Source organism: Oceanicaulis sp. (genome assembly GCF_965249665.1).
In the GTDB taxonomy this organism is placed as follows: Bacteria; Pseudomonadota; Alphaproteobacteria; order Caulobacterales; family Maricaulaceae; genus Oceanicaulis.
In genome coordinates this window covers 1,302,008-1,328,685 of record NZ_OZ252247.1, presented here as the reverse complement: position 1 = coordinate 1,328,685, position 26,678 = coordinate 1,302,008, and the positions used below count along the sequence as shown (strand labels likewise).

The 26,678-nt window shown below is 62.9% G+C and carries 24 protein-coding genes; 4 read left to right on the top strand and 20 right to left on the bottom strand.

The features are described 5' to 3' along the window. Positions 1–60 precede the first annotated feature (60 nt). The 5 genes from atpD to ACP154_RS06335 form a co-directional block, all read right to left on the bottom strand. Positions 61–1,500, bottom strand: coding sequence for a F0F1 ATP synthase subunit beta (gene atpD, locus ACP154_RS06355; RefSeq protein ID WP_107712188.1), 1,440 nt, complete (start codon positions 1,498–1,500; stop codon positions 61–63). 69 nt (positions 1,501–1,569) lie between these two features. After that, positions 1,570–2,454: a F0F1 ATP synthase subunit gamma gene (locus ACP154_RS06350; protein WP_421860747.1), complete on the bottom strand. Its 885-nt coding sequence runs from the start codon at positions 2,452–2,454 to the stop codon at positions 1,570–1,572. A gap of 89 nt (positions 2,455–2,543) precedes the next feature. Next, positions 2,544–4,073, bottom strand: a complete 1,530-nt coding sequence (atpA, locus tag ACP154_RS06345; RefSeq protein WP_421860749.1) for a F0F1 ATP synthase subunit alpha — start codon at positions 4,071–4,073, stop codon at positions 2,544–2,546. A 3-nt stretch (positions 4,074–4,076) separates the two neighbouring features. Next, entirely contained in the window at positions 4,077–4,637 is a 561-nt protein-coding gene (locus tag ACP154_RS06340; protein WP_421860751.1) for a F0F1 ATP synthase subunit delta, read from the bottom strand. A 197-nt stretch (positions 4,638–4,834) separates the two neighbouring features. Further along, positions 4,835–7,015 carry a primosomal protein N' gene (locus tag ACP154_RS06335; RefSeq protein ID WP_421860753.1) on the bottom strand — a complete coding sequence of 727 codons (2,181 nt, stop codon included), beginning with the start codon at positions 7,013–7,015 and terminating at the stop codon, positions 4,835–4,837. Positions 7,016–7,142: 127 nt separating this feature from the next. Here ACP154_RS06335 and ACP154_RS06330 point away from each other — a divergent pair, with 127 nt between their 5' ends. Next, positions 7,143–7,808 (top strand): DUF484 family protein, encoded by a 666-nt coding sequence (locus tag ACP154_RS06330; protein ID WP_421860755.1) that lies wholly within the window; start codon positions 7,143–7,145, stop codon positions 7,806–7,808. Then, entirely contained in the window at positions 7,793–8,740 is a 948-nt protein-coding gene (locus ACP154_RS06325) for a tyrosine recombinase XerC (protein ID WP_421860758.1), read from the top strand. The genes ACP154_RS06330 and ACP154_RS06325 overlap by 16 nt, the downstream gene beginning before the upstream one ends. On the opposite strand, the gene ACP154_RS06320 is transcribed toward ACP154_RS06325, so the two are convergent. The 11 genes from ACP154_RS06320 to ACP154_RS06270 form a co-directional block, all read right to left on the bottom strand. After that, positions 8,737–9,372, bottom strand: coding sequence for a GNAT family N-acetyltransferase (locus ACP154_RS06320; RefSeq protein WP_421860761.1), 636 nt, complete (start codon positions 9,370–9,372; stop codon positions 8,737–8,739). The two genes, ACP154_RS06325 and ACP154_RS06320, sit on opposite strands and share 4 nt — an antisense overlap. Before the next feature lie 46 nt (positions 9,373–9,418). Then, on the bottom strand, positions 9,419–10,822 hold the full coding sequence (lpdA, locus tag ACP154_RS06315) for a dihydrolipoyl dehydrogenase (RefSeq protein WP_421860764.1): 1,404 nt from the start codon (positions 10,820–10,822) through the stop codon (positions 9,419–9,421). Between the two features lie 153 nt (positions 10,823–10,975). Then, positions 10,976–11,431, bottom strand: coding sequence for a hypothetical protein (locus ACP154_RS06310; protein ID WP_421860766.1), 456 nt, complete (start codon positions 11,429–11,431; stop codon positions 10,976–10,978). Positions 11,432–11,554: 123 nt separating this feature from the next. Beyond that, complete coding sequence (odhB, locus tag ACP154_RS06305; protein WP_421860768.1) at positions 11,555–13,072, bottom strand: 2-oxoglutarate dehydrogenase complex dihydrolipoyllysine-residue succinyltransferase; 1,518 nt, start codon at positions 13,070–13,072, stop codon at positions 11,555–11,557. 41 nt (positions 13,073–13,113) lie between these two features. Then, positions 13,114–16,104 carry a 2-oxoglutarate dehydrogenase E1 component gene (locus tag ACP154_RS06300; RefSeq protein ID WP_421860770.1) on the bottom strand — a complete coding sequence of 997 codons (2,991 nt, stop codon included), beginning with the start codon at positions 16,102–16,104 and terminating at the stop codon, positions 13,114–13,116. 291 nt (positions 16,105–16,395) lie between these two features. Further along, on the bottom strand, positions 16,396–17,304 hold the full coding sequence (gene sucD, locus ACP154_RS06295) for a succinate--CoA ligase subunit alpha (RefSeq protein WP_107712176.1): 909 nt from the start codon (positions 17,302–17,304) through the stop codon (positions 16,396–16,398). Between the two features lie 3 nt (positions 17,305–17,307). Further along, positions 17,308–18,504 carry an ADP-forming succinate--CoA ligase subunit beta gene (gene sucC, locus ACP154_RS06290; protein WP_421860772.1) on the bottom strand — a complete coding sequence of 399 codons (1,197 nt, stop codon included), beginning with the start codon at positions 18,502–18,504 and terminating at the stop codon, positions 17,308–17,310. 115 nt (positions 18,505–18,619) lie between these two features. Beyond that, complete coding sequence (locus tag ACP154_RS06285) at positions 18,620–18,961, bottom strand: hypothetical protein (RefSeq protein ID WP_421860775.1); 342 nt, start codon at positions 18,959–18,961, stop codon at positions 18,620–18,622. Continuing rightward, a complete protein-coding gene (locus tag ACP154_RS06280; RefSeq protein WP_421860778.1) occupies positions 18,961–20,205 on the bottom strand; it encodes an MFS transporter in 1,245 nt (414 codons plus the stop codon). Before ACP154_RS06280 ends, ACP154_RS06285 begins: the two co-directional genes overlap by 1 nt. A gap of 103 nt (positions 20,206–20,308) precedes the next feature. After that, a complete protein-coding gene (locus ACP154_RS06275; protein ID WP_421860781.1) occupies positions 20,309–20,851 on the bottom strand; it encodes a hypothetical protein in 543 nt (180 codons plus the stop codon). A gap of 103 nt (positions 20,852–20,954) precedes the next feature. Further along, positions 20,955–22,157, bottom strand: a complete 1,203-nt coding sequence (locus tag ACP154_RS06270) for an alkaline phosphatase D family protein (protein ID WP_421860783.1) — start codon at positions 22,155–22,157, stop codon at positions 20,955–20,957. A gap of 185 nt (positions 22,158–22,342) precedes the next feature. On the opposite strand from ACP154_RS06270, the gene ACP154_RS06265 reads away from it, so the two are divergent. Continuing rightward, a complete protein-coding gene (locus ACP154_RS06265; protein WP_421860786.1) occupies positions 22,343–23,521 on the top strand; it encodes an FG-GAP repeat domain-containing protein in 1,179 nt (392 codons plus the stop codon). 30 nt (positions 23,522–23,551) lie between these two features. On the opposite strand, the gene ACP154_RS06260 is transcribed toward ACP154_RS06265, so the two are convergent. Both ACP154_RS06260 and ACP154_RS06255 read right to left on the bottom strand, forming a co-directional pair. Then, complete coding sequence (locus ACP154_RS06260) at positions 23,552–23,944, bottom strand: DUF2306 domain-containing protein (RefSeq protein ID WP_421860789.1); 393 nt, start codon at positions 23,942–23,944, stop codon at positions 23,552–23,554. Further along, positions 23,941–24,411: a DUF2141 domain-containing protein gene (locus tag ACP154_RS06255; protein ID WP_421860792.1), complete on the bottom strand. Its 471-nt coding sequence runs from the start codon at positions 24,409–24,411 to the stop codon at positions 23,941–23,943. Before ACP154_RS06255 ends, ACP154_RS06260 begins: the two co-directional genes overlap by 4 nt. A gap of 184 nt (positions 24,412–24,595) precedes the next feature. Between ACP154_RS06255 and ACP154_RS06250 the strand changes: the two genes are divergently transcribed. Further along, on the top strand, positions 24,596–25,348 hold the full coding sequence (locus ACP154_RS06250; RefSeq protein ID WP_424993771.1) for a LytTR family transcriptional regulator DNA-binding domain-containing protein: 753 nt from the start codon (positions 24,596–24,598) through the stop codon (positions 25,346–25,348). Here ACP154_RS06250 and ACP154_RS06245 read toward each other — a convergent pair. After that, positions 25,345–25,893: a GNAT family N-acetyltransferase gene (locus tag ACP154_RS06245; RefSeq protein ID WP_421860798.1), complete on the bottom strand. Its 549-nt coding sequence runs from the start codon at positions 25,891–25,893 to the stop codon at positions 25,345–25,347. The two genes, ACP154_RS06250 and ACP154_RS06245, sit on opposite strands and share 4 nt — an antisense overlap. A 55-nt stretch (positions 25,894–25,948) precedes the next feature. Beyond that, positions 25,949–26,560, bottom strand: coding sequence for a peroxiredoxin family protein (locus tag ACP154_RS06240; protein ID WP_421860801.1), 612 nt, complete (start codon positions 26,558–26,560; stop codon positions 25,949–25,951). Positions 26,561–26,678 lie beyond the last annotated feature (118 nt).

Here is a 26,678-nt window from a genome sequence, read left to right as displayed (position 1 = left end):
ACGCCCGCCGGGCGGGCTGGTCGCTGGCGCATCCCCAGGGGACGCGCCAGCTGAACAGTCTTACGCAGCGTCAGCGGCCAGTTTCTCGGCCTTTTTGACGGCGTCTTCGATGGTGCCGACCATGTAGAAGGCCGGTTCCGGCAGGTGGTCGTAATCGCCGTCGCACAGACCTTTGAAGCCTTTGACGGTGTCTTCGATCGGCACCTGAATGCCCGGAGAGCCGGTAAAGACTTCAGCCACGTCGAACGGCTGGGACAGGAAGCGCTCGATCTTACGCGCGCGCGCCACGACCAGCTTGTCCTCTTCAGACAGCTCGTCCATCCCGAGGATGGCGATGATGTCTTGCAGAGCCTTGTAGCGCTGCAGGATTTCCTGCACACGGCGGGCGGTCTGATAGTGCTCTTCACCCACGATGCGCGGCTCAAGGATCCGCGAGGTGGAGTCCAGCGGGTCCACAGCCGGGTAGATGCCTTTTTCCGCGATCGAGCGGTTCAGAACCGTCGTGGCGTCAAGGTGCGCAAAGGTTGTCGCAGGGGCCGGGTCGGTCAGGTCATCGGCCGGCACGTAAACGGCCTGCACCGAGGTGATGGACCCCTTCTTGGTCGAGGTGATGCGCTCTTGCAGCGCGCCCATATCGGTCGACAGGGTCGGCTGATAGCCCACAGCAGACGGGATGCGGCCCAGCAGCGCGGACACTTCAGCGCCGGCCTGAGTGAAGCGGAAGATGTTGTCCACGAAGAACAACACGTCCTTGCCTTCCTCATCGCGGAAGTATTCCGCCTGAGCGAGACCTGACAGCGCCACGCGCGCACGGGCGCCCGGCGGTTCGTTCATCTGGCCGAAGACCAGCGCGCAACGCGAGCCTTCTGCAGAGCCATTGTTCTCTTTCGGATCCTTGTTCACGCCGGATTCGATCATCTCGTAATAGAGATCGTTGCCTTCGCGGGTCCGCTCGCCAACGCCGGCGAACACCGAATAGCCGCCGAACAGCTTGGCGATGTTGTTGATCAGTTCCTGGATCAGAACCGTCTTGCCGACGCCTGCGCCGCCGAACAGGCCGATCTTGCCGCCCTTGGCGTAGGGGCAGAGCAGGTCCACCACCTTGATGCCGGTCGGCAGGATTTCAGCCTCGGTGGACTGTTCTTCAAACGCCGGAGCCGAACGGTGGATCGGCGCCTGCATGACAGCCTGAACTTCACCGGCTTCGTCAATCGGTTCGCCGGTGACGCTCATGATGCGACCCAGCGTGCCCGGACCCACCGGAACCATGATCGGGGAGCCGGTGTCGGTGACGTCCGAACCGCGCTTCAGACCCTCGGTGGCGTCCATGGCGATCGTACGCACCATGTTCTCGCCCAGATGGGCCGCCACTTCCAGAACCAGCTTCTGGTCACCGTTTTTGGTTTCCAGAGCGTTCAGGATTTCCGGAAGACCGCCTTCGAACTCTACGTCCACGACGGCGCCGGTCACCTGCGCGATACGGCCTTTGAGCTTGCTCATCGTCTCAGCCTCTTTTCCAAACCTTGCAAGGCGCCGCGCCCGGTCGCCTGTCGTTTAAACCGTGGTGCGCTACACCGCCTCGGCGCCGGAGATGATCTCGATCAGCTCCTTGGTGATTTTCGCCTGGCGGGAGCGGTTGTATTGCAGATTAAGCTTGTCGATCAGCTCGCCGGCGTTGCGGGTCGCAGAATCCATGGCCGCCATCTTGGCGCCCATTTCACCCGCGGCGTTTTCCAGCAGCGCCGAAAGAATGACCGTGTCTACATAACGCGGCAGCAGAACCTCGAGAATGCTCTCCTCGTCCGGCTCATAGCTGTAGATCGCGCCTTTGAGATCGGGACGTTCAACAGTGTCGTCGATGGCGTCACGCGCCGGGATCAGAACCTGAGCGCGGGGCTTCTGGCTGATCACGGACACGAATTCCGAGCTGATGACTTCACAGACATCAAACTCGCCCGCCTCGAACAGGTTGCGAATCTTGTCGCCGACCATAGCCGCGATAGCCCCGTCGATCTTTTTCACATCTTTCAGTTCGATGCGATCAACAATCTTGTCCGCGTGCAGGCGCTTGAGGGCTTCATAGCCCTTCTTGCCGACGGTCAGGATCTTGACCGTCTTGCCCGCGCTGACCAGCGCTGCGACCCGTTCCCGCGCCAGGCGCGCAATATTGGTGTTGAAGCCGCCGCACAAACCCCGATCCGCCGAAGCGACGACGAGCAGATGAACATCATCCTTGCCCGTGCCGACCAGCAGACGCGGCGCGTCCGGGCCTTCCATCGCCGATGACAAATTGGCCATCACCGCCGCCATACGCTCAGCGTAGGGACGCGCCGCTTCCGCCGCTTCCTGCGCCTTGCGCAGCTTGGCCGCGGCGACCATTTGCATCGCCTTGGTGATCTTCTTGGTCGATTCGACCGAGTTGATCCGGTTTTTCAGCTCTTTAAGGCTGGCCATTATTCGTCCTCAGCCCAAACGCGTGGTCCTGTCAGGTCAAACCTAGCCAGGACGTGGGACAGGTTGGGCGCGCCGTAGCGCGCCCGCCCTTATGCGAAGTTCGCCGTGAAGGTCTCCAGCGTCGCTTTCAGCGCCGCTTCGGACTCGTCCGACAGTTTCTTGGTGTCGCGGATCGCCGCCAGAAGATCAGCTTTCTCAGCATGCAGGTGACGCAGAAGCTCTTCTTCATAACGACCGATGGCGGCCACTTCGATCTTGTCCAGATAACCGCGGGTGCCGGCGTACATCACGCAGACCTGCTCTTCCATGGAGAGCGGGCTGAACTGCGGCTGCTTGAGCAGCTCGGTCAGACGCTCGCCGCGGGACAGCAGCTTCTGGGTGGCCGCATCCAGATCGGAACCGAACTGGGCGAAGGCCGCCATTTCACGATACTGGGCCAGCTCGCCCTTGATCTTGCCGGCCGCCGACTTGGTCGCCTTGGTCTGAGCCGCGGAGCCCACGCGGGACACCGACAGACCCACATTCACCGCCGGGCGGATGCCCTGGTAGAACAGGTCGGTTTCCAGGAAGATCTGACCATCGGTGATCGAGATCACATTGGTCGGAATGTAGGCGGACACGTCATTGGCCTGGGTTTCAATGATCGGCAGCGCCGTCAAAGAGCCCGAACCATGGTTTTCATTGAGCTTCGCTGCGCGCTCCAGCAGACGGGAGTGCAGATAGAACACATCGCCCGGATAGGCTTCGCGGCCCGGCGGACGGCGCAGCAGCAGCGACATCTGGCGGTACGCCACAGCCTGCTTGGACAGGTCATCATAGATGATCAGGCCGTGCATGCCGTTGTCGCGGAAATATTCGCCCATGGCGCAGCCGGTGAACGGCGCCAGGAACTGCATCGGCGCCGGGTCGGACGCGGTCGCGGCGACAACGATGGAGTAGTCCATCGCGCCGTTTTCCTCGAGCGTCTTGACGACCTGGGCCACGGTGGAGCGCTTCTGGCCGACCACGACATAGACGCAGTACAGCTTCTGGCTCTCGTCATCACCCTGGTTCAGTTGTTTCTGGTTCAGGATGGTGTCGATGGCGATGGCGGTCTTGCCGGTCTGGCGGTCGCCAATGATCAGTTCGCGCTGGCCACGGCCGACGGGGATCATCGAGTCGATCGCCTTGATGCCGGTCGCCATCGGCTCGTGCACGGATTTACGCGGCAGGATGCCCGGCGCTTTCACGTCCACGACGCGACGCTCAGCGGCGTCGATCGGACCCTTGCCGTCAACCGGCTCGCCCAGCGCGTTCACGACGCGGCCCAGAAGGCCTTTGCCGACCGGGGTGTCCACGATGGAGCCCAGACGCTTGACGGTGTCGCCTTCCTTGATGCCCCGGTCGTCGCCGAAGATCACGCAGCCGACATTGTCGCGCTCGAGGTTCAGGGCCATGCCCTTCACACCGCCCGGGAACTCCACGAGTTCGCCGGCTTGCACTTCGTCAAGACCGTAAACACGAGCGATGCCGTCGCCCACGCTCAGCACCTGACCAACGTCGGAAACGTCAGCCTCTGCGCCGAAGTTCTTGATCTGCTCTTTCAGGATCGCGGAGATTTCCGCCGCCCGGATATCCATGGCCTACGCCTCTTTCATCGTGTTGCGCAGCCCCTCCAGCTTTGTACGGAGGGAGGAGTCAAACATGCGCGAACCGACCTTCACGATCAGTCCGCCCAGGATGTCGGGACGTACATCAGTACGAATGTCCACATCCTGGCCCAATGCGGTTTTTAAGGCCGCGGTCAGTTCTTTCAGCTGCGTTGCGGTCAGCTCATCAGCGGTGGTGACGTCTGCCGACGTCGCCCCGCGTTTACGCGCCGCAAGCACCTTGAAGGCGCGCAGCATGTCATTGATATCGCCAGCCCGGCCATTGGCGGCCGAAACAGCGATGAATTTCTTGGTCAGGTCCTGGGCGCCCAGCTTTTCAGCCAGAGCAGAGAGCACAGCTGCTTTTTCAGCCGCGCCGTACAGCGGGCTGTCCAGGGCGTCGCGAAGCTCAGCCGACTCCGACAGCACCGCGCCAAGCGCGTCCACATCGGTCTCGACAGCTTCTTGCACGCCCGCCTCTTCGGCCAGGTCGAACAAGGCGCGCGCATAGCGCTCGCCAGCCTCGCTCATGATCGCATTATCGACGGTGGTCACCGTTCTGCGCCGCTTTCTTCTCGTGATGTGCGTCCAGACCCCACCAGTGCGGCATTGCCCAAACGCTTGAAGGAACTTGGCTTCTTGTCAGACACACGAGAGTTAACGCCACGCATGTCTCACAGCCCGGCGCCGAACTAGCACAGGGGTGCGCGCCCGGCAACACCGGTTCATGACTCGAGGCGCCCATAAACGCGTTAAAGAAACGAATACGGCTCGATATCGAGCACGACTCTGACCGCAGAGGGCGGTTTCATGCGGCCCATCCAGGCGCGCATGAAGGCGGAGACATCCACATTCCTTGGCGCCTGCACCAGAAACCGCCGCCGCCAGCGCCCGCGCACCACCCCGAGCGGCGCTTCTGCGGGACCAAACACCTGCACGCCGTCAGACACCGGCGCTGCGCGGGCGATGGCCTGGCACGCCTCATCGAGGTGGGACGGGTCGGGACCGGACACGATCAGCGCCGCCAGCCGACCAAAGGGCGGCAGGCCCAGCATTTCGCGCATCATGCGCTCGGCCGCCAGGAATCCGTCCCGGTCTCCATTCGCCAGCGCCTGCAGCGCTTCGTGTTCGGGGTTCCAGGTCTGCAAGATCGCCCGGCCCGGCCGGTCGGCGCGTCCCGCGCGCCCGGCCGCCTGCACCAGGGTCTGATAGGTGCGCTCGCCGGCGCGCAAATCCCCGCCCGCCAGCCCCAGATCGGCGTCGACCACGCCGACCAGCGTGAGATGGGGGAAGTTATGGCCCTTGGCGGCGATCTGGGTGCCCACCAGAATGTCGATCTCGCCCGCCTCCATGCGTGACACAATGGAGCGCACATCATCGCCGTTCTGGGCGGTGTCTGAGGAAAACACTTCCACTCGGGCGTCTGGGAATCGCTGCCGCGCCTCTTCGGCGACGCGCTCGACGCCCGGCCCCACACCGATCAGCGAATCAGGCTCGCCGCATTCAGGGCACGCTTTGGGTTTGGGCATGGAAAAGCCGGTGACATGGCAGACCAGCCGCCCGGTATAGCGATGCTCGACCAGCCAGCGGTCCGCTTCGGGGCTTTTCATCTTGTGCCCGCAGGCTTTGCACAAAACGAGCGGCGCAAAGCCGCGCCGGTTGAGATAGAGCATGGCCTGTTCGCCACGCGCGAGCGTCTCAGCCACCGCCTTGTGCAGCGGTGGAGACAGCCATTCCCCCTTCTCAGGGGGGCTCTCCCGCAAATCGAGCAGCTCGATATCAGGCAGCACCGCACCGCCGGCCCGGCTGGGCAGCACCACATGCACATAACGCCCGGCTTCGGCGTTCACGAGGCTTTCAAGTGACGGCGTCGCGCTGGCGAGCACGCAGACCGCGCCTTGCAGCTTGGCGCGCGCCACCGCTAGATCACGGGCGTTATAAGTGAGATTTTCATCCTGCTTGTAGGTCGGATCGTGTTCTTCATCGACCACAACGCCGCGCAAATGGGTGAACGGCAGAAAGATCGAGGAGCGCGCCCCGGCGACGATCTTCGCCCGCCCTGACGCCACTTCGCGCCAGGTGCGGCGACGCTCTTTGTCCGCCAGACCTGAGTGCCAGAGTGCAGGTTCGACCCCAAACCGGTCTTTGAACCGCTTGGTCACCGCCTGCGTCAGCGCGATTTCAGGCAGCAGCACCAGAATTTGCGCTTCAGGCTCACGGCGCATCAGCTCGGCGATGGCTTCAAAATACACTTCGGTCTTGCCTGACCCGGTCACGCCATCGAGCAGCGCCGCCTGAAATCCGCCCGCCGCCACCAGGCGGCGCAAGGTCGCCGCCGCCTCAGCCTGAACCGGGTTCAGGTCGATGCCCTCCTTATACGGATCAGGCGCCTCGAACGGCGGATCGACCGGCGCCTCTTCCGCGCGCAAACCGCCCGCTTCGGCGAGCCCTTTCACGACAGAGGCCGACACGCCCGCGCGGCGCCCCAGCTCGGCGGCGCTGGCGGGGCCTTGCTCCACAGCGTCCAGAACAGCGCGGCGGGCGGGCGTCAGACGCGCCAGCACTTGACCGGTCGGATGATAGAGCGTCTCGGTAGGCGAAGGTTTGAGCGCGCCGGGGCTTCGAAGCACGGCGCGTAGCACCACGCCCGGCGGCTCCACCAGATAGCGCGCCGCCCAGTCGATGAACTCGCGCATAGGTTCGCTGAGCGGCGGACCGCCGCGCAGATCATCAAGGGTTTTGAGCGTGCGGGAGCCGTCATCCGGGCCAACCGCCCACACGACGCCCGGCGCACTGCGCTTGCCCAACGGCGCCAGGACGTGATCGCCGGGGGTCACGCGCACGCCCTCAGGCACCGCATAGTCAAACGGTTCGGGCAAAGGCATCGGAAAGAGGACCGAAGCGCGTTGCGGGGGTGCGGCGGGTTCGCTCAAGAAAGACAGCGTCCTGGGGCGGCTTGATTCTGGTCCAGTCTAACAAAGCGCAGGCCGAACGCCTCAGGGTTAACGCATTCACAAGCCTGCTCTGGCACTGAGGTAGCGTTGGCAAGGAGATCGAAGTATGAGCGCCCTGGACACGCTGGATCTGGAAACCCTGCGCACCGCCCTGCGCGCGCGTCCGGACGTGATCACCGGAGATCCGGAGCTGATGGCCGCGATTCGCGCCGCGGACTCCGGCGACAGCGTCGTTGATCTGGGCCAGCGCCGTCAGAAAAAACTGGAAAAGGATTTGCGCAAGGCGCGCGCCACCAGCGACGCTTTAATTGCGCTCGCCAAGGCCAATATGGCCGCCCAGGCGCAGACCCACGCGGCTGTTTTAGCGATTCTGGAAGCTGAGGACCTGGCGGCGCTCGATCACAAACTCGCGGGCCGCGTCGCGGGCGCCTTGAGCGTGGACGCGGTACGGGTGTTTCTCGAAGGTCATTCTCCACTGAAAGATGCAGATGCGATCCTGGGCTGCTCGCCGGAGCTGGCGGACGGTTTGCTGGGAGATGAAAGCGAACGCCTTGGGCTCGTGAACGGGCGATTTGCTGATGCGCTCTATGGTCCGCTCGGCCCCAACATGCGCTCTGAAGCCATCGCCCGGATCGAGATCGGCGGTCATCCCGGCGTTTTGTGCCTGGCCAGCCGGGACGCCCGGGCGTTCACGGCGGATCAGGGCGCAGACCTCATCCATTTCCTCGCCCGGGCGCTTGAGCGCCGGATCGCGCCATGGCTGCGCAGCTAGGCGAGCCGGAGCTGGGCGCCGACGCCGCGCTCACCGCGTTTCTCTCCCATCTGGAGGGCGAGCGACGACTGAGTCCGCGTACGGTCGAGGCGTATGATCGCGATCTGTCGGGCTTGTTTGAGTTTCTCACCGGACATCTGGGCGGCGCTCTGACGCTGAAGACCCTTTCACACTTGACCAGCGCCGACTGGCGCGCCTGGCTGGCCGGCCGGCGGCGGGACGGGGTCGGGCCAAGAACCTTGCAAAGGGGCCTGTCCGCCGCCCGCACCTTTTATGGCTACGGACGTCGCCGCTGGGGACTCGACAATCCGGCCCTCGGCCTTGTGGAGTCGCCCAAAGCGCCCCGTCGCCAACCGCGCCCGGTCAGCGAAAGCGCGGCCAGATCCTTGCTCAAGGAAGCCCAGCTCAGCGCTGCGGAACCCTGGATCGGCTTGCGCGACGCCGCCGTGCTCAGCCTGCTCTACGGGTGCGGTCTGCGCATCTCCGAAGCGCTGGCCTTGACCGGCCGCGATCATCCCCTGCCCGATGTGCTGTGCGTGACGGGCAAGGGCGGCAAAAGCCGGATCGTTCCGGTGCTGCCCGTCGTCCGGCAAGCGGTGAGCCAGTATGTGGACGCCTGCCCGCACCTGATCGAACGCGATGAGCCCTTGTTTCGCGCGCGTCGCGGTGGCGCGCTGCAACCCCGCGCTCTGCAGTCGGCGATGCAAATGCTTCGATCGCGGCTGGGGCTGCCCGCCAGCGCCACGCCGCACGCCCTGCGGCATGCTTTCGCAACCCATCTGCTGGCGCATGGCGGCGATCTGCGAGCGATCCAGGATCTATTGGGGCACGCCTCGCTAAGCACCACACAGATCTATGCAGATATCGAATCAAGCCGGCTGATGACGATTCATGCCGCCACCCATCCCCGAGCCCGAAAGCAAAGGGGTTAAGCGCGCTTGCGCTCAAACAGGCACAGGGTTTCGCCGTTCTCGTCGGTGTCGTCCTTGACGAAGGTGAACCCCGTCTTTTCCAGAACACGGATCGAGGCCGTCAGGTGCGGCAGAGTCTGGGCGCGCACACATTTGACGTCGGGATGGTCAAACGCCCAGCCCACAAGGCCCTCGACCGCTTCGGTGGCGAGGCCCTGCTCGCGGAAGCTGGGCTGCATGGCGTAGCCGATTTCAACTTGGCCGTCTGCATCAGGGGGGCCGTGAAAACCGCCCACGCCCACCGCCCGGTCGAGCCCGTCCGGCGTCCAGCCCATCAAAAAGACCCAGCCGCGCCAGCCCGCCTCTTCCGGGGTGCGGTTGAGAATTTCAAACTTGTCCGCCAGCTTGGGTTCATCATCGGGAACGGGGGGCCAGGCAGGTTCGCGCTGGGCGCCCAGAGCGGCGAAAAAGCCTTCCTTGTCAGCCACTTGCAGGCGGGCCAACTCCGCATCAATCGCCACCATTCGCAAGCGAGGGCCGCGGATTTCCAGCGTTGAACTGGACTGCTGTTGCGTCGAAGTCGTCACCGGCAAACCTCCGAAGACCTGTCCGGGCGCGTTATGGCGCACCGCCCCGCAAATGTCGTCAGACATTTTCGTGACATAGTCCCAAACGCACCCGGAACCAGTCTGGGACGGCTTACATCTGCATGGTCCAGCCCTCGACCCCCATGGCCGCCTGACGGACGGCTTCAGACAGGGTCGGGTGGGCATGGCAGGTGCGCGCGATGTCTTCAGACGCCGCCCGGAATTCCATCGCCACAGTCAGTTCTGCGATCAGCTCGCCGGCGTTGGGGCCGACAATATGCGCGCCCAGGATTTCATCGGTCTCGGCGTCGGCCAAAATCTTCACGAACCCATCAGTGGTATGGTTGGTGCGGCCGCGCGAGTTCGCCATGAACGGGAAGGCGCCGGATTTGTATTTCCGGCCCGCGTCCTTGAGCTGTTCCTCGGTCTGACCGACCGAAGCGATCTCGGGGTAAGTGTACACCACATTGGGGATGGCGTCATAATTGACGTGCCCGGCCTTGCCGGCGATCAGCTCGGCCACCGCCGTGCCCTCATCCTCGGCCTTGTGCGCCAGCATCGGGCCTGAAGTCACATCGCCGACCACCCAGATGCCTTCGGCGGCCGTCTTGAAATGGTCGTTCGCGATCATGCCGCGCTTATCGACTTCAATGCCGACGGTCTCGAGACCCAGTCCTTCCGTGTACGGACGGCGACCAATGCAGACCAGCACCACATCTGCGTCCAGAACCTCCTCGTCGCCGCCCTTGGCGGCTTCGGTCGAGACTTTGAGCTTGGTCTTTAGCTTTTCAACGCCCGTCACCTTGCGCGACAGTTTGAAGGTCATGCCCTGCTTTTCAAACAGACGCTTTGCCTGTTTGGAGACCTCGCCATCCATGCCCGGCAGCGCGCGATCGAGATATTCCACCACGGTCACTTCAGAACCGAGACGACGCCAGACCGAACCGAGCTCGAGCCCGATCACGCCCGCGCCGATCACGATCAGTTTTTTGGGGACCTCTTTGAGCTCCAGCGCGCCGGTTGAGGAGACAATGCGCTCCTCATCGATTTCCACGCCCGGCAGCGGGGTGACTTCAGAGCCGGTGGCGATGACGATGTTCTTGGCCGACAGCTCGGTTTCCTGGCCGTCTTCGCCCGTGACGATCACCTTGCCCTTGCCGGCGATGCGGCCCTTGCCGCGGACATGATCAACCTTGTTCTTCTTGAACAGAAACTCCACGCCCTTGGTCAGACCGTCGACGGCGTCATCCTTCTGGCCCATCATTGTCTTGAGGTTCAGCGACAGCTTGCCGACCTCAATGCCCATATCAGCGAAGTTCTTGTTGGCCTCTTCGTAAAGCTCAGAGGCGTGCAGCATCGCCTTGGACGGGATGCAGCCCACATTCAGGCAGGTGCCGCCCAATGCCTTGCGCGACTCGACACAGGCCGTCTTCAGACCCAGCTGGCCTGCGCGGATCGCGCAGTTATAGCCGCCGGGGCCGCCGCCGATAATCACCACATCATATTGATCTGCCATGGGTACACCGTCATCGGTAAACGCGCGCCGTTCGGCGCGCTAAGGAGGGGTTAGCCGCACCCTATACCGGCCCTCCTCCGCGTCAATGCGGCGAAGGATGCAGAGCGGCTATGCGTTTACAGGTCGGTGTAACCGTGAACGCTTTCAAGCCCGTTACCGCAAGATCCCCGCTTTCACACCCCAGGCCGCGACCCGCCAGAACACGACAAGGCTGGCGAAGATCACGACCGAGAAAATCACGCCCCCAATCCCGCCCATCAGATCGTAGGCGGCGGTGAAGCCGAACAGATACGCAGCGCTTATGAGGAAAAAGACCAGCGAAATTAGAAAGGCCGGCGCGGCAAACCGGGACCGGATCAGCAAGGCGACGCTGGCCACGATCGCACTCCACACTGCGATGGCCCAAACCGCCTCATACCAGAGCGGGAAACCGAGATAGAAGGCGAGCTGCTCTTCGGTGAAGGCGGACAGATACGCCTCATTGCCCATCTGGGTCAGCGTGTAGTCCATCGCGCCGAAGCTGTTCCAGATCAACGCCACAACGCCCACGATCCAGAACCAAATCGGTGTTTTCGGGCGCTCGGCCAAGGTTTCGGTTTCACTTGTCATTGTACATCCTCCCCCAAGGTTATGAGGGCATTCTAGGCCGCAAATCGCGTCTTGGCCCAGCCCCAAACGAAAAACCCCGACCGTTTCGGGCCGGGGCTGATCGTTAGACCTTTAAGAGACCGACTAGATGTCGAGCAGCAGGCGCTGCGGGTTCTCGAGGCTTTCCTTGACGCGCACGAGGAAGGTCACCGCTTCCTTGCCGTCCACGATACGGTGATCGTAAGAGAGCGCCAGATACATCATCGGGCGGATCTTCACTTCGCCATTGATGGCGACGGGGCGCTCCTGGATCTTGTGCATGCCGAGAATGCCCGACTGCGGCGCGTTCAGGATCGGCGAGGACAGAAGCGAGCCGTAGACGCCGCCATTGGAGATGGTGAAGCTGGCGCCCTGCATATCCTCGATGCCGAGCTTGCCGTCCCGGGCGCGCTTGCCCAGATCCATGATGGACTTCTCGATGCCTGCCAGCGACAGGTCGTCGGCGTCACGCACCACCGGCACGACCAGGCCGCGATCGGTGCCGACCGCCACGCCCATATCGTAATAGTTCTTGTAGATGATGTCGGTGCCGTCGATCTCGGCATTGACCGCAGGAACGTCTTTGAGCGCCGCGACGCAGGCTTTCACGAAGAAGCTCATGAAGCCGAGCTTGACGCCATGCTTGGCGACGAAATCCTCCTGGATTTCCTTACGCAGGGACATGATCGCGCTCATATCCGCTTCGTTATAGGTGGTCAGCATCGCCGCAGAGTTCTGCGCGTCCTTCAGACGGCGGGCGATGGTCTGACGCAGACGGGTCATCTTCACGCGCTCTTCGCGCGGACCGGTATCGCGCGGCGCGGAGGATTTCGCCGCAGCCGGGGCGGGTGCGGTTCCGCCCGATTGAACGGCTTTCAGCGCATCGCCCTTGGTGACGCGGCCACCCTTGCCAGTGCCCTCGACCTTGCTCAGATCAAGATTGTTCTCGGCCGCCACGCGATTGGCGGACGGCATGGCCTTGGCGTCGCCTGAAGAGGACGACGAAGCGGCCGCCGCTTTCGGCGCGTCATCGGATTTGGACGCCGAGCCGCCCGATGCGGAGGCGCCTTCACGGATCTTGGCGATCACCTGATCGGGGGTCACCGTATCGCCCTCAGCCACAAGCTGTTCTTCCAGAACGCCCGCCGCAGGAGACGGCACTTCCACAGCGACCTTGTCGGTTTCGATCTCTAAAAGCGCCTGGTCGGGCTCGACGGCCTCGCCGGGCTGAACGAGCCATTGACCGACCTGGCCTTCCGCGACGCTTTCGCCCATCACCGGCACTTTGGCGTCAATCAGCTTGCCGCCGCCGGATGTGCCGTTGGACTCGTCGGATTTGGATTCGGCCTTTTTCGCCGGCTTGTCATCAGAGGCTTTGGACTTGCCGCCGCCTGCGCCCAGTTCCGCCAGCGTCGCGCCGATCTCCACAGTGTCGCCTTCCTGGGCGACGATTTTGGAGAGAACGCCATCGTCCTCGGCGCGCACTTCCACCGACACCTTGTCGGTTTCCAGCTCCACCAGGATATCGTCTTTCTTCACGGCGTCGCCTTCGGAAACCTGCCATTCGCCGACAGTGGCTTCGGTCACGGATTCGCCGAGGGTGGGGACGGTGATCTCGGTCATGTTTAGCTCTTTCCTAGAAAGGTCTTCGTGCAGGCGGCAGCTTACGAGAGGGCTTCGTCAATGAGGGCGGCTTGCTGGGTCTGGTGCTTGGACAAAAGGCCCGTCGCCGTAGAGGCCGAGGCCGCCCGGCCGACATAGCGAGCGCGTGAACTCTTCGTGTTGGACTTCTCAAGACAGAATTCCAGATACGGCTCCACAAAGCTCCAGGCGCCCATATTCTTGGGCTCTTCCTGACACCAGACCACATCGGCGTTGTCAAAGCGCTTGAGCTCATCAATCACCGATTTGGCCGGGAAGGGATAGAACTGCTCCACCCGCAACAGATAGATATCGTCGATCTTACGCTCTTCGCGCGCTTCCAGCAGGTCGTAATAGACCTTACCCGAGCACAGAACCACACGACGGATCTTGTCGTCGGAGGTCAGCGGAATTTCGGCGCGGCCGGTGGCCACGTCCGTGCGGCCCTCACGCACCTTCATGTCCGCATCATCCCACAGCACGCGGTGGAAGCTTGAGCCTTCCGCAAACTCCGCCAGCGGGCTGATGCAGCGCTTGTGACGCAAGAGCGATTTCGGCGTCATGATCACCAGCGGCTTACGGAAGCCGCGATGGATCTGGCGACGCAGAATGTGGAAATAGTTGGCCGGCGTCGAACAGTTGGCGACCTGCATATTGTCTTCGGCGCACTGCTGCAGATAGCGCTCGAGGCGGGCGGAGGAGTGCTCCGGACCCTGGCCCTCATAGCCGTGCGGCAACAGCATCACCAGGCCCGACATGCGCAGCCATTTGCGCTCGGACGAGGAGATGAACTGGTCGATAATGACCTGCGCGCCATTGGTGAAGTCGCCGAACTGGGCTTCCCACATCACCAGAGAATTGGGCGCAGACAGAGTATAGCCGTACTCATAGCCGAGCACCGCTTCCTCAGACAGCATGGAGTCGATGACTTCGTACCGCGCCTGGTCGCCGCCCAGATTGTTGAGCGGGGTATAGCGCTCTTCCGTGTTCTGATCGATCACGTGAGAATGACGCTGGGAGAACGTCCCGCGGCCGCAATCCTGACCGGACAGGCGCACCGGGAAGCCTTCCTTGAGAAGCGAGCCAAACGCAAGATGCTCCGCCGTCGCCCAGTCAATGCCGTTCTGATCGTCCAGAACCGCCTTGCGACGGTTCGCAATCACGCGCTTGAGGGTTTTATGGATGGCGATGTCGTCGGGCACCGTCGTCATCTTGTCCGCGATGTCAGTCAGCACGCTCGCCTCGACCGCGGTCTGACCGCGACGGTCATCCTCTTCAGGCAGGCCCAGGCCCTGCCAGACGCCATCCAGCCAATCCGCCCGGTTGGGGCTGTAGGACTTGCCCTTCTCAAACTCGTCATCCAGGAATTGCGCAAACTCCTCGACCCAACCATCGATGTCGGCCTGGCTGACAATGCCTTCCTTGATCAGGCGCTCGCCGTACAGGTCCAGCGTGGTCGGATGCTTGGCGATCGCCTTGTACATGATCGGCTGGGTGAAGCTGGGATCATCACCCTCGTTATGCCCGTAACGGCGATAGCAGAACATGTCGACGACCACGTCCTTACCAAAGCGCTGGCGGTATTCCGCGGCCACTTTGGCGGCGAAGGTCACCGCTTCGGGGTCATCCCCGTTCACATGGAAGATGGGTGATTGCACCATCAGCGCCACATCGGACGGATACGGCGAGGACCGACTGTCCTTGGGATCGGTGGTGAAGCCGATCTGGTTGTTCACCACGAAATGGACCGCGCCTCCGGTGCGGTGGCCACGCAGGCCCGACAGTCCGAAACACTCCGTCACAACGCCCTGACCGGCAAAGGCGGCGTCGCCATGCAGCAGGAGCGGCAGGACTTTTTCGACATAATTGGAGCCGTCCCCGTCATCACGGCGGAACTGGGTCTGCTTGGCGCGGGCCTTGCCCAGCACCACCGGGTTCACCGCTTCAAGGTGCGACGGGTTCGGCGTGAGCGACAGATGGACATTATTGCCGTCAAACTCGCGATCCGATGACGAGCCTAGATGGTATTTCACATCACCGGATGCGTAATCGACCTGGCCGATCGTGTCGCCGCCCTGAAACTCGTGGAAGATCACGTGATAGGGCTTGCCCATCACGGCGGCCAGAACATTCAGACGCCCCCGGTGCGGCATGCCCAGAATGATGTCTTTGACGCCCAGCGCGCCACCGCGCTTGATGACCTGCTCCAGCGCCGGGATCAGGCTTTCGCCGCCATCAATGCCGAAGCGCTTGGTGCCGGGATAGCGTTTGTGCAGGAAGTTCTCGAACGCCTGGGTCTCGATGATCTTCTTGAGAATGGCGATCTTGCCTTCCTTGGAGAAGGCGATCTCCTTGTCCGGACCCTCGATGCGCTCTTGCAGCCAGGCTTTTTCTTCGGGGTTTGAGATGTGCTGGAACTCCACACCGAAGGTGGAGCAATAGGTGCGCTTCAAGATGTCGAGCATCTGGCGCACGGTCGCCGTCTCAAGGCCGAGATAGCCATTGATGAAGATCTCGCGATCCAGATCATCATCGGCAAAGCCGTAGGTCGCCGGGCTCAGCTCGGGCTGCTCGCCAAAGCTGGTGAGCTTGAGCGGATCAAGATCCGCCGCCAAATGGCCGCGCATGCGGTAGGCGCGGATCAGCATGATCGCTGCGATGGAATCCTTGACCGCCTTGTGCACGTCCTCCGCAGACGCGCCGGCGCCTTTATGCTCGGCCACGGCGTCGGGCAGCGCCAGGGTCGCGCTCTCGATATCGCCGAGCGCGGTCACCAGTTCGCCATTGGCGGGGCGGGGCCAGTCCTTGCGCTTCCAGGTCGGGCCCTTGGCGGCCTGGCTGGCCTCGGCGGGCGCATCGCCGACTTCTGCAAAGAAGGCGCGCCAGCTGTCTGGCACCGAGGCCGGATCAGCCGCGTATTTCGCCGCCATTTGTTCAAGATAGACGGCGTTGCCGCCAAACAAGAACGAGGTGTCCAGGAAAGTCTGATTTTGGGGGGAGCGTTCGTCAGCCATGGCGCCATTCAATCGGCATCTGAGGGGACGCGCGCCATCTCGGACGCGCGCATGTGGTTTGACCCGACATTTATGCCTGTTAGTTAAGAAATAGAAGACCGAAGCGCCGCAAATCGGTAAAAGCGCGCCGATTTTACTGCAATCGGGGCATTTCAGTCCTTGCGGCTCAGGCATTCAGGGCGACCGCCCCGTATCATCAGACTTTAGGCTGAACCGCCCCGATTTCCATCCCGATACAAAAACCCCCGCCCGGATCGCCGGACGGGGGTTCTGTTAGATCTGGCTCAGGCCTTAGCCCTTGAGGACGTCCACCAGGGTGTCGCCCAGACGCGCCGGGCTGTCAGAGACGGTAATGCCCGCCGCCTTCATGGCCTCGATCTTGTCTTCGGCGCCGCCCTTGCCGCCAGACACAATGGCGCCGGCATGGCCCATGGTGCGACCCGGAGGCGCGGTGCGGCCCGCGATGAAGCCGACCATCGGCTTCTTGCGGCCCTTCTTGGCTTCGTCCTTGAGGAACTGGGCGGCTTCTTCTTCCGCCGAGCCGCCGATCTCGCCGATCATGATAATCGACTTGGTTTCGTCGTCGGCGAGGAACATCTCCAGCACGTCGATGAACTCGGTGCCTTTGACCGGGTCGCCGCCAATGCCCACGGCCGTGGTCTGGCCCAGGCCCGCATTGGAGGTCTGGAACACCGCTTCATAGGTCAGGGTGCCAGAGCGCGACACGACGCCCACAGAGCCCTTCTTGAAGATGGAGCCCGGCATGATGCCGATCTTGCACTCCTCCGGCGTCAGAACGCCCGGGCAGTTCGGGCCCAGAAGGCGCGAGTTGGACTTCTCGAGGCGGGCTTTCACCTTGACCATGTCCATCACCGGAATGCCTTCGGTGATGCAGGTGATCAGCTCGATGCCGGCATCAATGGCTTCGATGATCGCCGCGCCAGCGCCAGCCGGCGGCACATAGATCACGGACGCGGTGGCGCCGGTGGCCTCCTTGGCGTCGCCCACACTGGCGTAGATCGGCAGGGTCGCCGAGCCATCCAGGCCCGACGTCCAGCTTTCGCCGCCCTTTTTGGGGTGCACGCCGGCGACCATCTTGGTGCCGTAATAGTTCAGCGCCTGTTCGGTGTGGAAGGTGCCGGTCTTGCCGGTCAGGCCCTGAACGATGACTTTGGTGTCTTTGTTGACGAGAACTGACATGGCTTAGGCCTTCTTCACAGCAGCGGTGATTTTCTTCGCGGCGTCGTCGAGATCGTCAGCGGAGGTGATGTCGAGACCACTTTCGTTGAGGATCTTCTTGCCCAGGTCCACATTGGTGCCTTCAAGGCGCACCACCAGCGGAACCTTCAGGCCGACTTCCTTCACCGCCGCGACCACGCCTTCGGCAATGACGTCGCAGCGCATGATGCCGCCGAAGATGTTCACCAGGATGCCTTTGACGTTCGGATCGGCCGTGATGATCTTGAACGCTGCGGTCACTTTCTCTTTCGAAGCGCCGCCGCCCACATCGAGGAAGTTGGCCGGCTCTGCGCCGTAGAGCTTGATGATGTCCATGGTGGCCATCGCCAGGCCCGCGCCGTTCACCATGCAGCCGATATCGCCGTCGAGCGCGATGTAGGCGAGGTCGTATTTGGACGCCTCAATCTCTTTTTCGTCTTCTTCAGTGAGGTCGCGCAGTTCGCGCACATCGTCGTGGCGGAACAGGGCGTTGCCGTCAAAGGACACCTTGGCGTCCAGCACGCGCAGGCGACCGTTTTCCATGACGATCAGCGGGTTCACTTCCAGAAGAGCCATGTCCTTCTCGGTGAACGCCTTGTAGAGGATCGGGGCCAGCGACAGCATGTCGTCGCGGGCCTGACCTTCAAGCTCCAGCGCCTTGGCGATGGTGGAGGCGTCGTCCGCGGTCACGCCAGTGGTCGGGTCGATGTTCACGGTCAGGATCTTCTCGGGCGTGTCTTCAGCGACCTGCTCGATATCCATGCCGCCTTCGGTGGAGACCACAAAGGCCACCTGGCCGGTTTCGCGGTTCACCAGAAGCGAGAGGTAGAGCTCGGATTCGATATCCGCGCCGTCTTCAATGTACAGGCGGTTGACCTGCTTGCCTTCAGGGCCGGTCTGATGGGTCACCAGGGTGTTGCCCAGCATTTCCTTGGCGTGCTTGGCCACGTCTTCCTTGGAGAAAGCGAGGCGCACGCCGCCTTTGGCGTCTTCGGGCAGTTCGGTGAACTTGCCTTTGCCGCGGCCGCCGGCATGGATCTGGGATTTCACAACCCAGAGCGGACCGGGCAGCTGGTCAGCGGCTTTGGAAGCGTCTTCGACGGAAAACACGGCGACACCTTCGGCGACCGGAGCGCCGTAAGATTTCAACAGGGCTTTCGCCTGGTGCTCGTGAATGTTCATGGAGCAATATCTCTCGCACAGAGCTGAGGGGAGTACGGGCGAGAAACACCCGCACCTAGGCGGACAGCGCGCGTTATAACACCCGTTGAGGCCGGTGCAACGCGCCATTCCCCTATCATAGGGGGGAGTTCGTGTCTTTTACCTTAGCAAAGCGCGTGGTGAGGGCGCCGGCGATCCATCCCAGCCCCCCGCACAACCCCGCCGCCAAAGGCAAAACCAGATACAAACCGGCGCGACGACAAGCGTCCGGGCTGTCTTGCTGACACCCTTCCGCCAGGGACGCCGCCACATCTGTGAGACCCAGGGCGATCAGCTGGCCCAGCAATACCGGTGCGCCGGCCCCGATCATCAACCAGCCCATCCAGGCCAAGAGCCCCAGCTGGCGCAGCCTGCTGCGCAAAGCGAAAGCGGCCAGCGCCCCGATCAGGGCGGGCACAGCGACGATCAGCGCCAGCATCAGACGCGGTCCAGCTCGTCTTCCGGCGCCTCGATTTCCGCCAGCTCGGCGGACGTGGCCTGCAAGTTGACGAAAGGCGTGCGCTCATCCTCTCTGACAGCCTCGCGGGCGCGGCGGCGCCAGAACATGCCCGCCGCCAGAATGCAGCTGGCGATCGCGGCGAACAAAAATAATCCTCTTGGCCCCAGCGGTCCCGAATAGGCGACACCGGCGACAATCGGCCCCAGCGTCGAGCCGATCGCCCAGACCAGCAACATGCCTGACGCGATGGCGGGCAGTTCCTCCACCCGCGACCGGTCTGCGGCGTGGGCGACCGCGACGGCGAAATACGACAGGCTGGCCGCGCCCCACAGCCCCACCAGAAGCGCCGCCAGGCCCAGGGACGGGCTGGGCATCACCACCAGGATCAGGGCGAAGAGCCCGCCCGTGATCGACAAGGCTGCAATGACCAGACGCCGGTCCATCTGGTCTGAAATCATCCCGGCGGGCCATTGCGTGATCATCGACCCCGCATAGATCACCGCCATCAAAAGCGCCGCGCTGCCCGCGCCATATTCAGGATCGAGCGATTGCGCCCAGATCGGCATGAAGCCCAGCACGCCTGAATTGAGTAGGCCCGCTGTGAACGCCGCCGCCGCGGCGGCGGGGGCGATGGAAAACAGACGGGTGACCGGAACGGTCTCGCCCGAGGGCAGGCTGGGCTGAGCGCGCCGGGTGAACACGATCGGGGTCAGGGCCAGCGCCATGGCGGCGCCCGCCATGATGAAGCCGTCTCGCGCGTCAAAGCCAGGCAAGGCGATCAGGAACGGCCCCGCGATCAGGCCGGCGCGACCAACAATCTGATAGACCGAGATCACCGCGCCACGGCGTTCGCTGGGCGTCGCATCGGCGATCCAGCTTTCCGCCACCGCAAACAGACCCGCCGCACACATGCCAAAGCCGAACCGGGTGATCAGCCACCAGATGAAGTGATCGCCCAGCGCCAGAAGCAGCGTCAGCGCAGCCGCGCCCCCGGCGTAACCAGCATAAGCGCGAATATGACCCACAGAGCGGATCATGCGCGGCGACACCCAGGCGCCAATGGCGAAGCCCGCACCGAACGCGGCGATCACGGCGCCGATCGCCGGACGCCCCCAGCCTGCGCCGCTCATCGCCAGCGGCAGGGCGACGCCCAGCGCGCCCATGGCGGCCTGCAGGAACAAGGTGGCCACCATCACCATGGCGACATTGCGATAGATCAGCATGAAGCGGCCTTTGCGGATCGAGGCGGACTTTGGACTTCGAAATCATCACGCGGGGCGGCGCAAGGCAACCCGCACCCCTCAGCAAACCGCCGCGATCACAGGCTCAGGCCAGCCGCGCCAGCCGGGCGAGCGCCCAGTCCAGCGATACCGGCCCGGCTCCGCGCGCTGTGAGATAAAGCCCCAGCGCCAGATACGCCACGGTGGAGGTGAACGCTTCGGGCAGGATGAACATCATGTGCCATGCTGCGCCCAGCATCACCGCAAGGCCTGTGAGCCGGGTCAGAAACCCGACGGCGAGGCTGAGACTGACAAGACTGGCGACCGCCAATAACAAGACGGCAGCCAATCCGGCGTCAACTTGTCCCATGGTCCACAGACGGGCCGCGTTTTCCAAGCTGTCCGTTGGCGTCACCCAGGCGCGCCAGGACAAGGGGTCTTCTACCGCAGCAGCGTTTGCTCGCGACCAGCTCCACACCTGAACAATCAGTACAAACCTGACCGCCGCACCCAGGACAGCATCCACAAGGCCGGAGCCGGCGCGTTGCGCCAGCCCGCTGGACGCAACGGGCGGCACAGCCCCGTCGCCGGGGCCGACAGCCTCGCCCGCGCCCACAAACAGGCGCTCGAATGTGCTTGCATCTTTCATTTTGTCCCCCGCCTCCATCCTTTCTGCACGCCAGCCCCGAAGCAAATGTTGAATGCTCCGGAGCGGCGCGGACAAAGACAGGCGTGACCGTCAGGACACGGTTTTAGCGTGCACCGATCTCATCCAGGCTGACGCTTTGCTCGCGCACAGGTTCACCGTCCAGGTCGCGGATTTGCAAGCTGATCTGACCTGCATCCCAATCGATGCCGATGACGCCGTAATTGACTGGAGCGTACATGTCGCCCAGGCGATTGGGGCCCGGCTCGTTATTCTCATCGCGATAAGACATGTTGAGCGCAGAGGAGGTGATCTCGTAAAGCGGATAGCTCGCGACATTATCGCGGCGGTAGAGCCCGGCGGAGTGCCGGTCGCCAGAGACGAACACCACGCCTTGCGCGCCCGTGTCGTTGATCAGACGAAACAGACGATCGCGCTCCATCGGCATGGTGCGCCAGGCTTCCCAGCCATGCCCGTCCGCCAGGATCTGAATGGACGACACGATCAGGCGCAACTCCGCCGGTTCGCGCAATTGATCCGCCAGCCAGGCCCACTGCGCGGCGCCCAGCATGTCCTGATCAGGATTGTCGCTGGGAAGATAGCGTTCACGCCCCACCGCGCCGCGCTCATCGGTCGGCGTGAGTTCTGAGCGGAAATAGCGCGTATCGAGCAAGATGATCTGCACGCGCTGTCCTTCCGGACCATAAATATGGGAGTCGTAAATGCCCTCGCGCTGGCGGCGCGGATCCGTCTCCTCTGCGCGCCAGAAATCCAGAAAGAGCTGTTCTGCGAACCCTTTGAACGGGAAATCCCGGCCCATATCATTCATGCCGTAATCATGATCGTCCCAGGTGGCGAGCATGGGCATGGCGGACCGCAATAGGCGGAACTCCGGGCGGGCGGCGAGCGCGGCGTAGTTCTCGCGCAGCTCCGGCAGATCCGCGTTGTAGGACCGCGCATCGCCATACACGTTGTCGCCCACATACATGAACAGATCATGGGGCTGGTCGGCGATGGTCGCCAGGATCGGGATCTCACGTTCCGCGGTGTTGCACGATCCAAAGGCGATGGAGCTGAGAATCGCATCCTGCGCGGGCAAGGCCGGGCCTTCAGGAGCGACCGGGACCGCATAGTCAAGCTGCGCGTAATACGGCGCCAAGGCTTGCACCGGAGTCCGCGGCGCATCGGTGGACACAAGGCCGGGCTGGGCCACAGGCTCTGTGACATCCGCCGGCACCGGTTCGGAACACGCGTTCAGCACAGCCAGGCTGCACCCGGCTGCTGCTAGTTTGAGCCATGGCATCGTCATCAGAATCCCCTGAAAAAACCCTCCGGCAAAACCCGGATGTCCTGAGGTCAGGTGTAGCGCGGCCTTGCGTCAGGTCAATGACAACGCAACGCGTCGCCTTTCCGAAGTCTGGCCAGATGATTGCGTGTTTTTCACTGGTCAAGTGTGTCGCGCCGCTCCCAAGCTGCCAGGGCTGGGAGGACGCCATGATCACATCCGTACTGAGTGTGTTGACCCTGAGCGCTATGGCGCAGGCCATCAGTCTTGAAACTGAGCACTTCAAAGACGTCACAGACCTCGCCCTGCCGGTCGGTCACGTTGATGGCCTGACCATGGATGCGCATCTGTTTGATCCTGACGCGGATGGGGATCTGGATGTCCTGCTCGCCATGGAGTACCGCCCCAACATCCTGCTGCTGAACGATGGGACCGGCGCGTTCACCGATGTCAGTCACTCGCACTTGCCGCCCCGCACACATGATTCCGAGGACATCGCCACGGGAGATTTCGACGGAGACGGCGATCTCGACGCCGTTTCGGTCAGCGAGGATGATCAAACCAACGAATTCTACCGCAATACCGGCAACGGAGTTTTCGAAGCCGCGCCGGACATGCTGCCCGGCGCGTACATTACGAACGGTGTTGCAAGCGCTGACCTGAATTCAGACGGCCTGCCCGATCTTGTTCTTGCCAATATTGGGCAGAATCGCATCTGGATCGCGACGCCGACCGGTTTCCGCGATGAGACCGATGATCGTTTACCGGCCTTTGACGACGCCAGCCAGGACGCCGAATTCGGAGATGTGGACGGAGATGGGGATCTCGATCTGATCTTTGGCAATGAAGATCGCAATCGGCTTCTGATCAATGACGGGGCGGGTCAGTTCAGCGATGCGGACACCCTGCCCTTTGACGCCACACGGACCTCGGAAGTTACGCGTGAAGCGGATTTCGGTGATGTGGACGGGGATGGGGATCTCGACCTCGTCTTCGCAAACTACGCCGCGCCGGGCCAACCGCCCCAACCGCAAGACCGCCTGCTGATCAATGACGGGACCGGACGGTTCAGCGACGAGACCGGTGCGCGCTTGCCGGAACGGGCTGATTTTTCGCTGGACGCCGACTTTGTGGATCTCGATCGCGATAGGGATCTCGATCTGTTGGTCTCGACAGTGCCAAGCTCGCCCTCCGGGTCGCGCTGGATCGCGCTTCGCAATGACGGTTCGGGCCATTTCACCGACGACACAGAAACCCTGCTGCCGTCCAGCGCCAAGGGCGCGGGTCTGGACGCTGAAGCGGGTGATCTCAATGGCGATGGCCTGACGGATCTCTATCTGGCCGCCAGGCCGGGGCGCGATCGGGTGCTGATTGGCCAGATCCCATAGCGTGACCGCAGGTGCGGCCCTGGCCTGCGGTTATCCGCCGAACACGACAGCGTGCATCAACCGCCCCGGAAGCAGAGTCGCCGCACCCGGAACGCCAAGCGCCGTAACCATGAGCATCAGCGCTGCGAACCGATGACGTCTCACATTGCCGGTCCGCGCCAGAACGCTGAGCCAGACGACGCCGACAAGCGTGACCGGGATCAGAAGATGGATCCAGCTGAATTGCCCATTATGGCTTCGTATGAAAACCGCGGTCCCCGCGACCAGCACCATCAAGCCAACCCAGACATATCCCAGCGCTCGATGTGGGATCGTACCCTTGGGGGCGATGAACTGCACCACACCCAGGCCCAAGGCGCTGAGCGCCGCGAGGGCGTGTATCTGGATATGGAGAGGCGCTTGCAAGAACGCGTCGATAGTCATCCCCGCGCGCCTTGCAAGGTAATCGTCACGTCCCGTTCTTCGCCGGGCGCCAGGTCAAACACCGCCTCGTCCCAGTTGGCACCCCGAAACCTGGGCCGCGGATTATTGGAAAAGCCATAGCGTTCGCGGGGAATGCCCAGCACATTGGTGTCAAAGTCATGATTGTCATTGGCGTCGTGAAACGCCTGAAGGGCGACCTCGCCCGATGGCAGGCCGGTGAACCGAACGCGCGCAACGCCGTCTTCGACCTCCACCCAGCTTTGCGCTGTTTCAGTTTGTACGTCCCAATCCTCTTGTGACGCATAAACGCCGACCCAGACACGCCCCGCATCAGAACGTAACCCGTCTATGGTGATCTCAAGCTGTGCGGTCGCTTCAGCGTCCTGGCTTTCAGCAAGCGGCGTAAAGGCCAGTGCGAACAGGGCGGCGCTGGCCAGAGCAACGGCTTTCAAGGCGTGATCGTGCATGGGGGCATCTCCTGAGTTGCTTTCACACTCCGCATCGCCAGGTCTGTGGCTGCGGATCGCCAAAGACAGATGCCCATGACCTCGATCAGGAAAAGCGACTCTGCGCGAGCGGACTGGACCTGTGCGTGAGTTGACGCCACCCTGCCGTTCACGCTTCGTGAATGGCGAGATCCGAACCGGCCCCATGGCGCACCCTGTCCTGACCCTGGCCCGCAATTGTGCTCGCCCCATCTTCATGGTGCTGGGGATCGGCACGTTTCTGGCGATTCTGGGTCCGTTCGGCAGCTATACCTTCGGCTGGCCGTTGGTGTGGCTGTACTGGACGGGTTTCATCGCCCTGGGCGCCGTGATTGGCTACGCCGTCGGCCATTTCATGCCGCTATGGCTCCCGAAGGCGCCGGAATGGCTGGTTTACGTGGCCAGTGCGATGGTGGTGTCGATACCGATCACAGCCGCGGTCACCTGGGTCAATATCAGGGCGGGCGGCGAGGGCGCGCCTGTCAATATCGTCTTTGTTTACAGCCTGGTTCTGGTGATCTCGGGATTCGCCACATCCGTCATTTATGTGGTTGAGCGCTTGAGCAAACGCTCGGCGAGCCAAGAGGATGTCCCCGCACGGGCGGGCGCTGCGTTGATCGACAAGCTGCCCGTCAAACTGAAAACCGCGCAGATCTTCTCAATGAACGCTGAAGACCATTATCTGCGCGTCCGCACAGACCGCGGGGACGCACTGATCCTCATGCGTCTGTCAGACGCCGTCGCCGCCTGTGAAGCACTGGACGGCGCACGCACCCACCGGTCCTGGTGGGTCGCAAGAGCCGCCGTTGAAGATATCCGGAAAAGCGATGGCCGGGGCGTTCTGGTCCTCATGGACGGCGTTGAAGCCCCGGTCAGTCGCACCTACTATCCCGCGCTCAGAGACGCGGGCTGGTTCTAGCCTCGAAGCCCCTGGCGGTTTCTGGCCCAGTCCGCTTTTGACTGGCCCCACACATCCACGGTCACGCCGAGCCCCGGCAGTTCAGCGTCCCAGCCCAGATCGGCCGACCCCAGCTTGCGCGCCAGGGCCTGGGAATTGACGTTCTCCGACGCGATCATGTGAACCACGCTGTCCCAGCCCAGCGTCTCGAACGCGTAATCCATCGTGGCGGCCGCCGCTTCGGGACCATAGCCCTTGCCCCAATGCTGGCGGGTAATAGACCAGCCCACTTCCGGCTGGGGCCAGCCATGCGGCGCCCAGGGACCGACCCGGCCCACCCAGTCTCCGCTGGCCTTGTCCTCGACAGAGAAGAAGCCATAGCCGCGCACCGTCCAATGGCCGAGGATCGTGCACAGCTGACGCCAGACAAGCGGTTCATCCATCACACCGCCGATATGTCGCGCCGCGACAGCATCGCTCATCAAGCCGACAAACCCGCTCAGATCGCGCTCTTCAGGCACGCGCAGGCGCAGACGTTCGGTTTCCAATACGGGTCCGTCGAGCATGACGATCCTCCAGTCAGCGCCTCAAGGTCCATCAATCCGGTTCAACGGACAACACTTAGCGCGACTGTACAGCCGTCAGAACGTCTTCCGCCGTGATCCGCGTCGCGTAACCGCGCTGATCGCCCAGCCCCGCCTCATGCCAGAACTTGGCGACCACGACGCCTTCGCGGTCAATCACGAATGTGATCGGATAGGGCACGCCATACGCCAGATGATCCGGGTCTGAATAGATCGGATCGCGGACGCCAAATGCATCAATGCTCAGGCTGTCCGGATCAGCGAGCAAAGTCATGCTGAGGCCGCGGCGCTCAGCCACCTGGCCCAGCGTATCCGCCGTATCATAGGTCAGGACCACCACCGGCCAGCCCGCGTCTGCGAACGCGTCTGTATGGGGTTCAAGTTCCAGGGTTTGTCGCAGGCAGATCGGGCACCAGTCCAGCGAGCGATTGAAATAGATCACCACGCCTTCCTCCCCCATCAGGCTTTCGAGCGTGCGAGGCGCGCCGTCCGCATCCGTCACACTCAGAGCCGGCGCGATTCGCCCGACGTCAGGACCAAACCGACTCGCAGCCTCCGCCGCTGTCTCGAGCGCGCCTTGCGCATGGGCGGACGCGCCATGAGGGGCGAGACTGAAAACCGCCAGAATGAGAAAGAAGGTGCGCAACATGACCACTATCCTTGGAGCAAGGCCTGCAGGCAGGCCGCAAAGCGAAACCATGACCGGATAAGGCGTTCCGGGAAAGCGCCCGCCACCCAAAAAGATGTTCGTTCAAGCGATTGTGACC